This is a genomic window from Serratia montpellierensis (assembly GCF_020858655.1).
Lineage (GTDB): Bacteria > Pseudomonadota > Gammaproteobacteria > Enterobacterales > Enterobacteriaceae > Serratia > Serratia montpellierensis.
In genome coordinates, this window is sequence record NZ_VOSN01000022.1 from 1 (window position 1) to 12,607 (window position 12,607).

Below are 12,607 nucleotides of genomic sequence, written 5' to 3' on the forward strand. Positions count from 1 at the left end.
CACTTTCCAGGCGTGCTCCTTCAGCCACTCGGACACCTCACCATATTTTTTTGTTGCGAAATCATCGCTGCAACGGGGCGCTACTATAGGGAGTGGGGCCGATCCGGTCAAGAATAATTTCTGTGTTTTTGTTTGTCCGCTCAAGCCGTGTGCACTTTGCTGAAAACTGCGGCGAACGGTAGGGCAGAAGTCATGAAAGGGTGAGAAAATCAGAAGTAAGGCTTGTGGATAACCGGCGGAAATGGGAATCACGGTTGCTGAGGGTGGGGAGATGCGCAGAGCACCATGCAAAAAAAAGCCTGGATTCGCGTCCAGGCTTTCTCTTTAAATTTGGCGGTGAGAGAGGGGTTCGAACCCTCGATACACTTTCGCGTATACACACTTTCCAGGCGTGCTCCTTCAGCCACTCAGACACCTCACCGTTTTGTTGTCGAAAACGCGTTGCGCTGTCGACGGGCGCTAATGTAGGAGAATCTGATCTCAGCGTCAACCCTCTTATTTCATTCTCATGACTGTTTAGCCAAACTTGCAGCAATTTGCTGATTTACCGAACGATATTCCCACTCGTGGCCACGCGTTGGCAGGGAAGACCGCAGTCGGAATCGGTGAAAGACGATTGTTTGACCTTTTTCTGTACAGGTAGCTCAATATATCGCCAATAACGTTAGGTTACCTGCTGTTATATGCATTAATACTGGATTATTAGTCAGATGTGTCGCTAAATGGAATCATGTCGGCGCGGCGTTTTTGGCAAGGAACATCACAACGCCGCGCAGATTGCCGGGTGACAGGCCGGCGATATCGCAGACAGGGACAGACTCATTACATAATAATGCAGTAGAGGTTCGTTTTGACTCCTTCAGATGCCATGCCGGCGCCGCAAGCGCGCCATGCCATTCCCCCCGGTGCGGGGGCGCTGTTCTTCATCCAGATCTTCGCCACGCTGGGCTTCGCCGTGCTTTACTCCACGCTGGTGCTGTACGCCACCAAGCGATTGGGCTTCAACGAAAGCAGCGCCAACGCCATGATGGGCGTGTTCGGCGCCTTCAACTATGGCCTGCACATGTTCGGCGGCTATCTCGGCGGCCGTTTCCTCAGCAACCGCAACCTGTTCGTGCTCGGCATGGTGCTGCAGGTGATCGGCTGCGCGCTGATTGCCGTCGCGGGCGTGTGGGGGCTGTACTGGGGGCTGGCGATGTTCCTGACCGGCAGCGGCCTTAACGTGACCTGCATCAATATGATGCTCACCCAGCGTTTCAAGCCGGACGATGATCGGCGCGAATCGGCCTTCCTGTGGAACTACGCCGGCATGAACCTCGGGTTCTTCGTCGGCTTTACCGTCGCCGGTTATTTCCAACTGACGGAAAACTACCGCGCGCTGTTCCTGTTCGCCACGCTGGGCAACGCGGCGGCGATCATCGTCGCCATCTGTCGCTGGCGCATTCTGGCGGATCTCAATACCCCGCTGCACGACGCCAGCCGTAGCCAATACCGTTGGCGCATGCTGGTCGGGCTGGCGGTGCTGGTGGCGCTGGTGCCGATCATCCGCGTGATGCTGACCCACGCCGAATTCAGCGGCCACTTCGTGATCGTGCTCGGCGCGCTGATCTTCCTGATGCTGTGCGTGGTGACGCTGCGCCACCATCCGCGCGATGAGCGCCGCAGAATGGCGGCCTATCTGATCCTGGCGCTGGGCTCGCTGGTGTTCTGGGCGCTGTACCAGCTGGCGCCGATGGGGCTGATGCTGTTCTCCGAGCACAACATCAACCTGAACGTTTACGGCATTCAGGTGGCGCCGCAGTGGATCCAGAACATCAACACGCTGGTGATCGTGGTGGGCGGCCCGCTGCTGGCCTGGTGGTTCAACCGCCTGCGCGCTCGCGGTTGCAACATCGACATTCCGCTGCAGTTCTCCGGATCGCTGTTCTGCATCGGCTTGGGCATGCTGGTGCTGCCGCTGGGTATCAGCATGGCGGGCGGCGACGGGCTGGTGGCATTCAAATGGATCGTTATCAGCTATGTGCTGCAAAGCGTCGGTGAATTGATGATCTCGCCGATCGGTTACGCGATGATCGGCAAGCTGGCGCCGCCGCGCTATCAGGGCGTGATGATGGGCTGCTGGATGATGGTGACCGGCGTCGCCTCGGTGCTGGCGGGCTATGTATCCGGCCTGATGCCGGAAAACAGCGGCAGTACGCCGCTGCAAACCAACCCCGGCTACAGCGAAATCTTCAGCGCGCTGGGCTGGGGGGCGACGGGCGTCGGCGTGGCGATGCTGATTCTCATTCCGCTGCTGCGGCGCCTTATCCGGCGCGACGGCCCGTCTGCCGCCTGATTGGCGAGTATGCGCAACAGCCCCACTGGTCGGGGCTGTTTTTATTTTGGGCTTTAACGCTTGCATCCGGCGGTGAATCGCGGAAGGCTGGAGGAAAACCAATAAAAACAAACGGGAGCCCGCAGTATGAACATCATTTATTACCACCCCTTGTTTAACGCCCAGGAATGGCTGGCCGGCATCAAGCAACGCCTGCCGCAGGCCGAGATCCGCGAGTGGCAGCGTGGCGACGAGCGGCCGGCCGATTACGCGCTGGTGTGGCGCCCGCCGCACGAGATGCTGGCCAACCGCCGCGATCTGAAAGCGGTGTTCGCCCTCGGCGCTGGCGTTGACGCGATCCTCGATCAGGAGCGAAAGCACCCCGGCACGCTGCCCGCCGGCGTACCGCTGCTGCGGCTGGAGGATACCGGCATGGCGCAGCAGATGCAGGAATATGCGCTGAGCTATGTGCTGCGCTATTTCCGCCGTTTCGACGAGTATCAGGCGCTGCAGCAGCGGCAGGAGTGGCAGCCGCTCGATCCGCACTCGCTGGATGATTTCACCATCGGCATTCTCGGCGCCGGCGTGCTGGGGCAGAGCGTGGCGCGTAAACTGACCGAGTTTGGCTTTAGCGTGCGCTGCTGGAGCCGCAGCGCCAAACAGATCGATGGCGTGCAAAGCTTCGCCGGGGAGGCGCAGCGCGCGGCCTTCCTCGACGACGTCAAACTGCTGATCAACCTGCTGCCCAATACGCCGGAGACCGTCGGCATCCTCAACCGCGAGCTGTTCGCACAGTTGAGCACGGGTGCCTATCTCATCAACATCGCGCGCGGCGCGCATCTGGTGGAGGCCGATCTGCTGGCGGCGCTGGAGCAGGGGCAGCTGGCCGCCGCCACGCTGGACGTGTTCGCCCGCGAGCCGCTGCCGCAGGATCACCCGTTCTGGCGTCATCCGCGTGTCACCATTACCCCGCATATTGCTGCCATCACGTTGCCGCAGCAGGCGATGGATCAGATCGCCGCCAATATTCGCGCGCTGGAGGCGGGGCGCACCCCGGCCGGCGTGGTCGACAGGCAACGGGGTTACTGATCCTTCAGCCGCCGTTCGGTAACTGATAAGCTGTTATCGTCATCGCGCCTGCCCGTACCTTTGCGGGCGGGCCCTCTGGAAGGAGAAACAATGTACCCCGTTGATTTGCATATGCACACCGTCGCCAGCACCCATGCTTACAGCACGCTGCACGATTACATCGCCGAAGCCCAGCAGAAGGGCATCAAGCTGTTCGCCATCACCGATCACGGCCCGGACATGGCCGATGCGCCGCATTACTGGCACTTCATGAACATGCACGTCTGGCCGCGGCGGGTGAACGGCGTGGGCATCTTGCGCGGCATCGAAGCCAATATCAAAAACCTGCAGGGCGACATCGACTGCACCGGCCCGATGTTGACCGCCACCGACGTGATCATCGCCGGTTTCCATGAGCCGGTGTTTGCGCCGCAGGACAAAGCGTCCAATACTGAAGCGATGATCGCCGCGATGGCGCAGGGGGATGTGCATATCATCAGCCACCCCGGCAACCCGCGTTATCCGATCGACATTCCCGCCGTCGCGGCGGCGGCGGCCAAATACGAGGTGGCGCTGGAGCTGAATAACTCGTCATTCACCCACTCCCGCAAGGGCAGCGAGGCCAACTGCCGGGCGATCGCCGCCGCGGTGCGCGATGCCGGCGGCTGGCTGGCGCTGGGTTCGGATTCGCACGTCGCCTTTTCGCTGGGTAACTTTGAGCACTGCGAACGCATCATCGACGAGGTGGGCTTCCCGCAGGAGCGCATTCTTAACGTCAGCCCGCGCCGGTTGCTGGACTTTCTCGAACGGCGCGGCAAGCCGGCGATTGCGGAATTGGCCGATTTGTGACATCGTCCCGGCAAAATTTTCCGTATTGTATAAGGCCTTATCATGAATGAGTTTTCCATTGTCTGCCGCGTGCTGGGTACGCTGTTCTACCGCCAGCCGCAGGATCCGCTGTTGGTGCCGCTGTTCGAGCTGATTAAAGAGGGCAAGCTGCAGCAGCACTGGCCGCTGGAGCAGGATGACCTGCTGAAGCGCCTGCAGCAGGGCTGCGACGTCAACCAACTGGCGACCGACTTCAACGCGATGTTCGTCGGCAGTGAGTGTAGCGTGTCGCCGTTCCGCTCCGACTACGTCGAAGGCGCGAACGAAGCGGAAGTGCGCACTTTCCTGCAGCAGCGCGGCATGCCGTTGGCGGAGGCGCCGGCTGACCATTTCGGCCAGCTGCTGCTGGCGGCGTCCTGGCTGGAAGATCAGTCGCAGGAAGATGAAGCGCAGGCGCAGATCGCCCTGTTCGACGAGTTCCTGCTGCCGTGGTGCGGCCGCTTCCTCGGCAAAGTGGAAGCGCACGCCACCACCGGTTTCTACCGCACGCTGGCGCTGATGACCCGCGACGCCATCCAGGCGATGCGCGACGAGCTGGCGGAGTACGAGCAGGACGACGAAGACGCGTAACGCCGCAGCCATCCCGGCGGGCCGCCCGGCCCGCCGATCCGCTAAACACAGGTTTGCATCCCCCAGACGTAAATTGACAAAAGATCCCCTAATCTGGCGGTTTACCGTCGGTTCGGCCGCGCCTGCGCGCCGCGTTTTTTCACGCAAGGGGTAGATGATGAAAAGTAACTGGATGCAGCAGATTCAAACGTTGATCGGGCAGAAGGCCGGCGCGATGGGCGGGGCGGAAGGCATTGGCAAGCTGCTGGCGCCCACGGCGCTGGGCGGCCTGGTCGGCGTGCTGTTGGCCAACAAGTCCTCGCGCAAGCTGGTGGGCAAGTTCGGCAAGAATGCGCTGATTATCGGCGGCAGCGCGGCGGTGGGCGCAGTGCTGTGGAACAAGTACAAACAGCGGGTGAAAGAGACCCATCAGGACGAACCGCAGTTCGGTTTCCAAACCACGCCGGTGGATCTGCGCGCCAAACGCCTGGTGCAGGCGCTGGTGTTTGCCGCCAAGAGCGACGGCCATATCGATGCCGACGAGCAGCGCGCCATCGATCACAGCCTGGCGCAGTTGCAGGTGGGGGAAGAGGCGCAGGGTTGGGTACAGGAAGCGCTCGATCAGCCGCTCAACCCGGAATTGATCGCCCGCAGCGTGCAAAACGAAGACGAGGCGCTGGAGGTTTACTATCTGAGTTGTCTGGTGATCGACGTCGATCACTTTATGGAGCGCGGCTACCTCGATGCGCTGGCGCAGGCGCTGAAGATCCCGGCGGACGTCAAGCAGGGCATCGAGAGCGACGTCAACGAGAAAAAGCGCGAGCTGGCGTAGCGCCGCTTGGCAAGCCGGGGGGAATCGTGTCACTCTTGCCGCAATCTATGTAAGCGGATGATTTAGCAATGATGACCCCACCGAAAGCGGAAAAACGTCCTTATCCCATTACTATCCACGGCGATACGCGCGTGGATGACTATTACTGGCTGCGCGACGACGAGCGCGCAGACCGCCAGGTGCTGGACTACCTGCAGGCGGAAAACGCCTACACCGATGCGATGCTGAAGCCGCAGCAGGCCCTGCGCGAAACCCTGTACGAAGAGATGGTGGCGCGCATTCCGCAGCAGGAACATTCGGTGCCTTACGTGCGCCATGGCTATCGCTATCAGACGCGCTACGAGCCGGGCAACGAATACGCGATTTCCGTGCGCCAGCCGCAGGCCGAAAGCGAGCACTGGGAGGTGCTTATCGACGGCAACCAGCGCGCCGAGAACCACGAGTTTTATACCCTGGGCGGGCTGGACGTCAGCCCCGACAACCAGCGGCTGGGGGTAGCGGAGGATTTCCTGTCGCGCCGCCAGTATGACATTCGCTTCAAGAACCTGGCCGACGGCAGCTGGGCGGACGAAGTGCTGGAGAACACCTCCGGCAGCTTCGAGTGGGCCAACGATTCCTCGACGGTCTACTACGTGCGCAAGCACGCCAAGACGCTGCTGCCGTATCAGGTCTATCGCCACGTGGTGGGCAGCGATCCGCAGCAGGACGAGCTGATTTACGAAGAGCGGGACGATACCTTTTACGTCGGGCTGGAGAAGACCACCTCCGAGCGTTTTATCCTGATCCACCTGAGCAGCACCACCACCTCGGAGATCCTGCTGCTGGATGCCGATCGCGCGGACGCCAAGCCGCAGCTGTTCGTGCCGCGCCGCAAGGATCACGAGTACGCCATCGATCACTATCACCAGCATTTCTACATCCGTTCCAACAAGGACGGCAAGAACTTCGGCCTGTACCAAAGCGAACAGGCGGACGAAGCGCAGTGGCAGACGCTGATCGCCCCGCGCGCCGACGTGATGCTGGAGGGCTTCAGCCTGTTCCGCGACTGGCTGGTGGTGGAGGAGCGCAGCGCCGGCCTGACGCTGCTGCGCCAGATCCACTGGCAGACTGGCGAAGAGAAGCGCATCGTCTTCGACGATCCGACGTACACCACCTGGCTGGCGTATAACCCGGATCCGGAGACCGCGCTGCTGCGCTACGGCTATTCGTCGATGACCACCCCGACCACGCTGTACGAGCTGAACATGGACAGCGGCGAGCGGACGATGCTCAAACAGCAGGAAGTGAAGAACTTCACGCCGGAAAACTACCGCAGCGAGCGGGTGTGGGTGAAGGCGCGCGACGGCGTCGAAGTGCCGGTCTCGCTGGTGTATCGCCAGGACAGCTTCCAGCGCGGCGCCAACCCGCTGATGGTCTACGGCTACGGCTCTTACGGCAGCAGCATGGATCCGGCGTTCAGCGCCAGCCGCCTGAGTCTGCTCGATCGCGGTGTCGTGTTCGCGCTGGCGCACATTCGCGGCGGCGGTGAGCTGGGGCAGCTGTGGTATGAAGACGGCAAGCTGTTCAACAAGCAGAACACCTTCAACGACTTTATCGACGTGACCGAAACGCTGGTCGCCCAGGGCTACGGCGACGGCAAGCGGGTGTTCGCCATGGGCGGCAGCGCCGGCGGCCTGCTGATGGGCGCGGTGATCAACCAGGCGCCGCAGCTGTTCCACGGCGTGGTGGCGCAGGTGCCGTTCGTCGACGTGGTGACCACCATGCTGGACGAGTCCATCCCGCTGACCACCGGCGAATACGACGAGTGGGGCAACCCGAACGAGCAGGCCTATTACGACTACATCAAGCAGTACAGCCCGTACGATCAGGTGAAAGCGCAGGCATACCCGCATCTGCTGGTGACCACTGGCCTGCACGATTCGCAGGTGCAGTATTGGGAGCCGGCCAAGTGGGTGGCCAAGCTGCGCGAGCTGAAAACCGACGATCGGCAGCTGCTGCTGTATACCGACATGGATGCCGGGCACGGCGGCAAGTCCGGGCGCTTCAAGGCCTATGAGGATATTGCGCTGGAGTACGCCTTCATTCTGGCGTTGGCGGAATAACGGCATTCGGCGGGCGGCCTCTGTGCCGCCCGCCGTGTTAGCCAATCAGATAGTATTTCAGCGTGTGCTTCATGTCCGGGCTCAGATCGTCGATGGATTTCAGCATCCAGCGCAGATAGCCGGGGTCTTCCTGGGCGATGCGATCGATCTCCTGCCCGCGATACTTGCCGAATTTGAACTTCTTCAGCAGCACCGGTTGTTCGGTGATCTGCACCATTTGCTCCGGCGTCCAGCCCGAATCCTTGATGATGCGTTGCAGCAGCGCGGCGGTGACGTAGCAGTCATACAGCGCGCGGTGCGGGTACAGCGTGGCGTCTGCCGGCAGCTGCACGTCCAGGTTCAGCGCGTAGCGCAGATACTGGTTGCCGTACTTGATGTCCGGATACAGCGTGCGCGCCAGCTTGAGGGTGCAGATCCAGGCGCCGTTCATCTCCGGCAGCACGCCGCGATCGAAAGCGGCGTTGTGCGCCACGTAGTAAGGGCTGCCCTGATAGCGGCCGATCGCCACCGCAATGCGCGGTTTGCCTTCCACCATTTGTTCGGTGATGTGATGAATCGCCATTGCGTCGAGGCTGATGGGGCGATCCGGGCTGACCAGATCGCTCATCGGGTTGGTTAACTGGCCGTCGAGCAGATCGAGGGAGGCCACTTCCACCACGCCGCCGTCCAGCCCGCAGGTCTCGGTATCTATTACGCGTAACGTCATGTTTTCCTCCGCGTTGCCGTCAGGCTTCAGCTTAACCGGCACAGGCGGCCGTGCCAACCGTCGGAAGTCTTGTCGGCGATGATCAGCCCAGGAGCGTCATCCGGCGCGGCAACCAGAAGCTCTCCCGTTTCATCCCAGATGGCGCTGCGGCCTGCCGGGATCCAGCCACCGGTTGGCGCCGTATGGTTGGCCATCAGCGTGACCATGCCATAACGCCGGGCATAGCCTGCCAGCGCGACGCTGTCTTTTGCGTAACCGGCTTCAGATATCAGTACGCCGGCGGCATAAATGTGCGCACCCGCCTGTGCGGCGGCACCCGCGTGGCCAGGTTCCGAAGTGTCGGCACAGATAGCCAGCGCGATGTGTTGCCGATGCAGCTCCAGCAACGGGCCACCCTCTCCGGGCGAGAAGTATTGCTGTTCCGTGCCGTGCAGATGCTGTTTGGAATAGACGGCCACCGTGCCGTTGGGGTGAAAGATCAAGGCGGCGATGTGCAACGCCTGGCCACTGCGCAAGGGCGCTCCGACGATGATCGTCATCTGCCGCGATTGCGCCGCCGCACTGAGCGGTTGCAGACGGGGATCGTCCAGCGTCAGCGCCAGTTCGGCAGCATTGGCTAACTCATAGCCGCTCAGCGACAGTTCGGGAAACACCAACAGTTGCACCTGCTTATCTGCTGCCTGCGCGATAAATTCAAGGTGACGTTCAAGGTTGCAGGTGATATCGGCCGCAGCGGCGGGGTATTGGGCGGCGGCAAGGGTGAGGCAGGACATCGGCCATCTCTCCTGTGAGGCAATAAAAAACCCGCCTTGGCGGGTTTAATGACGGATGGAAGGACGCTTACTCACCAGACGGATGCGCTTTTTTGGCGCGTTTCTCCGCACGTTTCTCGGCTGGGGTTTTCAACGGCTTCTTCTTCGCATTCTTTTTGCTATCCATTCCCTTACTCATGATGGCCTCTCGTTACCTATGATTGGGTGGCTTGCTCAGCCATTAACCGCCTAAAGCCAAGAGGATGCAAGCGACAAAGTGCGAGCTGTTTTTAACCTGCTGTTTAAATTTGTAATTTTGTTTTTAGGTGACCGGGTGCTAAAAATAAATATTATGTTATAATATTACACTTTTGGTGTTGGGAGAGCGCAATGACAGTCATGACGTTACCGGATGCGCAGCAACTGCTGGCCATGCCGGATTCTGATTATATGAACTCGGTTCAACGGGCGTTTTTCCGCCAGCTGCTGCAGGACGAGCGGCAAAAACTGCTGCTGCACATCGATGAGCTGAAAAAAGAGATCGACAGCGGCGAAGCGACGGGCGATGAAGCCGACAAGGCGGCGCGCGAAGAGGATCTGCGCCTGCTGTTCCGCCAGTTGGATCGCGAAAGCCGCCTGCTGCCGAAAATCGATGCGGCGCTTGCGCGATTGCAGAACGGCGAGTACGGCTACTGCCGGGAAACCGGCGAACCTATCGGGCTGGCGCGCCTGCTGCTGCGCCCGACGGCGGAGCTGAGCATCGAGGCGAAAACCGCACAGGAGATGCGCGAGCCGCATATGCGTAAAGGCGGGTAAGGTTTCAGCCGCCGAGCGTATCCACCAAGAGATCGAGAAAGCGCCTGACGCGGGGTTCCAGCAGGCGCTTATTCGGATAGAGCGCCACAATCCTGACTTCTTCACCCTCCACGGCGCGCAGCACCTGCTGCAGACGACCGGCGGCCAAATCCTCCGCAATCATAAACTCCGGCAGATACGCGATGCCCAACCCGGCCAAGGCCGCATCGTGCAGCGCTTCTCCGCTGTCCAGCCGCAGGCGGCCGCGAACTGGGGCCTTGACCCATTCGCCGCGCTCGTCACGCAGCCGCCAGGGCTGTTTTTGGTTGCGGCTGCTGAACAGCAGAGCCTCGTGCCCGGCGAGCGACTCGACGGTATGCGGTTCGCCACGGGCACGAGGTAGGCGGGGGAGGCGCACAGCAGGGCGCGATACCTGGCGAGGGTTCTGGATACCAACCGGGTATCCGGCGCCGTGACGCCGATCCGTACTGCCAAATCAAATCCTTCTTCCACGACATCCGCCAGGCGATCGGAAAAACTGATCTCCACCTGCACCTCAGGCCAGGCGACGAGAAATTTCGGCACCAGCGGTAACAGGATCCGTCTGCCGAAGGCGGAAGGGGCGGTCAACCGCAGCACTCCGCGTGCGGTGCCCTTGTCGCCGGCCACGCTGGCCTCGGCATCGTCGACCGAAGCGAGGATCTGCAGGCCACGTCGATAAAACTCTCGTCCCTCGTCGGTCAGGCCAAGCGAACGCGTGGTGCGATGCAACAGCCGCACGCTCAGCCGCTGCTCCAGACGCGCGATGGCCTTGCCCGCCGCCGAACGCGATAGCCCCATCGTCTGTCCGCCGGCGACAAAACTGCCGGCGTCGACGACGGCCATGAAAACCTGAATGTCATTGAGATTCGCCCGTAGCATGCTGCCCTCTGAGAACCGGTGAAAAGACAATAAATTCAACATATTCAATATATTAAATGCATCGTCAACGTCGTTTCAGTGACGACATCCATTCGCCAATCAAACGATTATAGTCGTCATGGAAACGATAAACGGTTGGAGAAACAACATGAAAAATGGCATCACGCACTACCACCACGGGGTCATTTGGGAAGAGGAGAATGGCGTGTCCCAAGGCTATCGCGTCAAGGATACCCTCTACATCTCGGGGCAGTTTTCCCATGATATGCAGGGGGAGTTTATCGGCGCGGGCGATATCGAACGGCAAACCCAACAGACGTTGGACAATCTGGATCGGGTATTGGCGGGATTCGGTGCCGAACGTTCGAACCTAGCGTATGTGGAGATCTACCTGACCGATGTACTGGCGCACTTTGAACCGTGCGTTGCGTTGTTCAAGCGCTATGTCGGCGATCACCGGCCCGCCGGTTCGCTGATCGGCGTCACCGGGCTGGCTTCGCCCGAGCAATTGGTGGAGATCAGTGCGATCGCGCACCTTAACTGATCGGGCCTGTGGGCATTTTGCAGGCAGGTCGATGTGATTTTGAGCAAACGCGCGCTGAGTTCTCGGCGCGCGTTCGAGTTTTCGGGTTTTACCGTTGACCTGCCGGGCGGCTTCCGCTTTGATGAAAGCATGACTCACAGAGAGACGGAAAGCGCCATGGAACAATTACGAGGTTTGTACCCGCCGTTAGCGGCATACGACAGCGGTTGGCTGGACACTGGGGATGGCCACCGGATCTACTGGGAGCTGAGCGGTAACCCGAACGGTAAACCGGCGGTCTTCATTCACGGTGGGCCGGGCGGCGGCATCTCCCCGCATCATCGCCAGCTGTTCGATCCCGAACGCTACAAGGTGCTGCTGTTCGATCAGCGCGGCTGTGGCCGTTCCCGCCCGCACGCCAGCCTGGACAATAACACCACCTGGCATTTGGTGGCCGATATCGAGCGGCTGCGCGAAATGGCCGGCGTCGACCAGTGGCTGGTGTTCGGCGGTTCCTGGGGATCGACGCTGGCGCTCGCCTATGCGCAGACTCACCCGGAACGCGTCAGTGAAATGGTGCTGCGCGGCATCTTCACCCTGCGCAAACAGGAACTGCATTGGTATTATCAGGACGGCGCTTCGCGCTTCTTCCCGGACAAATGGGAGCGGGTGCTGTCCATTCTGTCGGATGACGAGCGTAAAGACGTGATCGCCGCCTACCGGCAGCGGCTGACCTCGGCCGATCCGCAGGTGCAGCTTGAAGCGGCCAAGCTGTGGAGCGTGTGGGAAGGGGAGACGGTCACGCTGTTGCCGAGCCGCGAATCCGCTTCGTTCGGCGAGGATGATTTCGCGCTGGCGTTCGCCCGCATTGAAAACCACTATTTCACCCATCTGGGTTTCCTGGAGAGCGACGACCAGCTGCTGCGCAACGTGCCGCTGATCCGCCATATTCCGGCGGTGATCGTCCACGGCCGCTATGACATGGCCTGCCAGGTGCAGAACGCCTGGGATCTGGCCAAGGCCTGGCCGGAAGCGGAGCTGCATATCGTGGAAGGGGCGGGGCATTCGTATGATGAGCCGGGCATTTTGCACCAGCTGATGCTCGCCACCGACCGGTTCGCCGGCAAGTGACGTAAAAAACCCGCCGTAATGGCGGG

General features: G+C 60.9%; 12 protein-coding genes, 1 tRNA gene and 1 pseudogene. 9 read left to right on the forward strand and 5 right to left on the reverse strand.

Annotated elements, in window-relative coordinates:
• Positions 1-331: 331 nt before the first annotated feature.
• Positions 332-421: transfer RNA gene (locus FUU19_RS22020), tRNA-Ser, on the reverse strand.
• Between the two features lie 447 nt (positions 422-868).
• Between FUU19_RS22020 and FUU19_RS22025 the strand changes: the two genes are divergently transcribed.
• The 6 genes from FUU19_RS22025 to FUU19_RS22050 all read left to right on the forward strand — a co-directional run bounded on the left by FUU19_RS22025 (position 869) and on the right by FUU19_RS22050 (position 7,753).
• A complete protein-coding gene (locus tag FUU19_RS22025; RefSeq protein WP_230490554.1) occupies positions 869-2,335 on the forward strand; it encodes a peptide MFS transporter in 1,467 nt (488 codons plus the stop codon).
• A gap of 126 nt (positions 2,336-2,461) precedes the next feature.
• Positions 2,462-3,403: a glyoxylate/hydroxypyruvate reductase GhrA gene (ghrA, locus tag FUU19_RS22030; protein WP_230490379.1), complete on the forward strand. Its 942-nt coding sequence runs from the start codon at positions 2,462-2,464 to the stop codon at positions 3,401-3,403.
• 90 nt (positions 3,404-3,493) lie between these two features.
• The gene (locus tag FUU19_RS22035; RefSeq protein ID WP_025302439.1) at positions 3,494-4,231 is read left to right on the forward strand and encodes a phosphatase; all 738 of its coding nucleotides are present in this window, start codon (positions 3,494-3,496) and stop codon (positions 4,229-4,231) included.
• A 42-nt stretch (positions 4,232-4,273) separates the two neighbouring features.
• Positions 4,274-4,840, forward strand: coding sequence for a TorD/DmsD family molecular chaperone (locus FUU19_RS22040; RefSeq protein ID WP_230490380.1), 567 nt, complete (start codon positions 4,274-4,276; stop codon positions 4,838-4,840).
• Between the two features lie 157 nt (positions 4,841-4,997).
• On the forward strand, positions 4,998-5,651 hold the full coding sequence (locus tag FUU19_RS22045) for a tellurite resistance TerB family protein (RefSeq protein WP_230490381.1): 654 nt from the start codon (positions 4,998-5,000) through the stop codon (positions 5,649-5,651).
• A gap of 68 nt (positions 5,652-5,719) precedes the next feature.
• Positions 5,720-7,753: a S9 family peptidase gene (locus FUU19_RS22050; protein ID WP_141969500.1), complete on the forward strand. Its 2,034-nt coding sequence runs from the start codon at positions 5,720-5,722 to the stop codon at positions 7,751-7,753.
• A 37-nt stretch (positions 7,754-7,790) separates the two neighbouring features.
• Here FUU19_RS22050 and exoX read toward each other — a convergent pair whose 3' ends face one another.
• The gene (gene exoX / locus FUU19_RS22055) at positions 7,791-8,459 is read right to left on the reverse strand and encodes an exodeoxyribonuclease X (protein WP_004928833.1); all 669 of its coding nucleotides are present in this window, start codon (positions 8,457-8,459) and stop codon (positions 7,791-7,793) included.
• Positions 8,460-8,485: 26 nt separating this feature from the next.
• Positions 8,486-9,232, reverse strand: a complete 747-nt coding sequence (locus tag FUU19_RS22060; RefSeq protein WP_230490382.1) for a carbon-nitrogen hydrolase family protein — start codon at positions 9,230-9,232, stop codon at positions 8,486-8,488.
• Between the two features lie 369 nt (positions 9,233-9,601).
• Here FUU19_RS22060 and dksA point away from each other — a divergent pair, with 369 nt between their 5' ends.
• Positions 9,602-10,027 (forward strand): RNA polymerase-binding protein DksA, encoded by a 426-nt coding sequence (dksA, locus tag FUU19_RS22065; protein WP_025302444.1) that lies wholly within the window; start codon positions 9,602-9,604, stop codon positions 10,025-10,027.
• 4 nt (positions 10,028-10,031) lie between these two features.
• Here the strand turns inward: dksA and FUU19_RS22070 are convergent, their stop codons facing one another.
• A complete protein-coding gene (locus FUU19_RS22070; RefSeq protein WP_230507372.1) occupies positions 10,032-10,424 on the reverse strand; it encodes a LysR substrate-binding domain-containing protein in 393 nt (130 codons plus the stop codon).
• 38 nt (positions 10,425-10,462) lie between these two features.
• A pseudogene (locus FUU19_RS22075) lies at positions 10,463-10,969 on the reverse strand (LysR family transcriptional regulator); the annotation flags it as partial.
• A 106-nt stretch (positions 10,970-11,075) separates the two neighbouring features.
• On the opposite strand from FUU19_RS22075, the gene FUU19_RS22080 reads away from it, so the two are divergent.
• Both FUU19_RS22080 and pip read left to right on the forward strand, forming a co-directional pair.
• A complete protein-coding gene (locus FUU19_RS22080; protein WP_025302446.1) occupies positions 11,076-11,471 on the forward strand; it encodes a RidA family protein in 396 nt (131 codons plus the stop codon).
• A gap of 156 nt (positions 11,472-11,627) precedes the next feature.
• Entirely contained in the window at positions 11,628-12,581 is a 954-nt protein-coding gene (gene pip, locus FUU19_RS22085) for a prolyl aminopeptidase (RefSeq protein ID WP_230507374.1), read from the forward strand.
• The last annotated feature ends 26 nt before the right edge of the window (positions 12,582-12,607 follow it).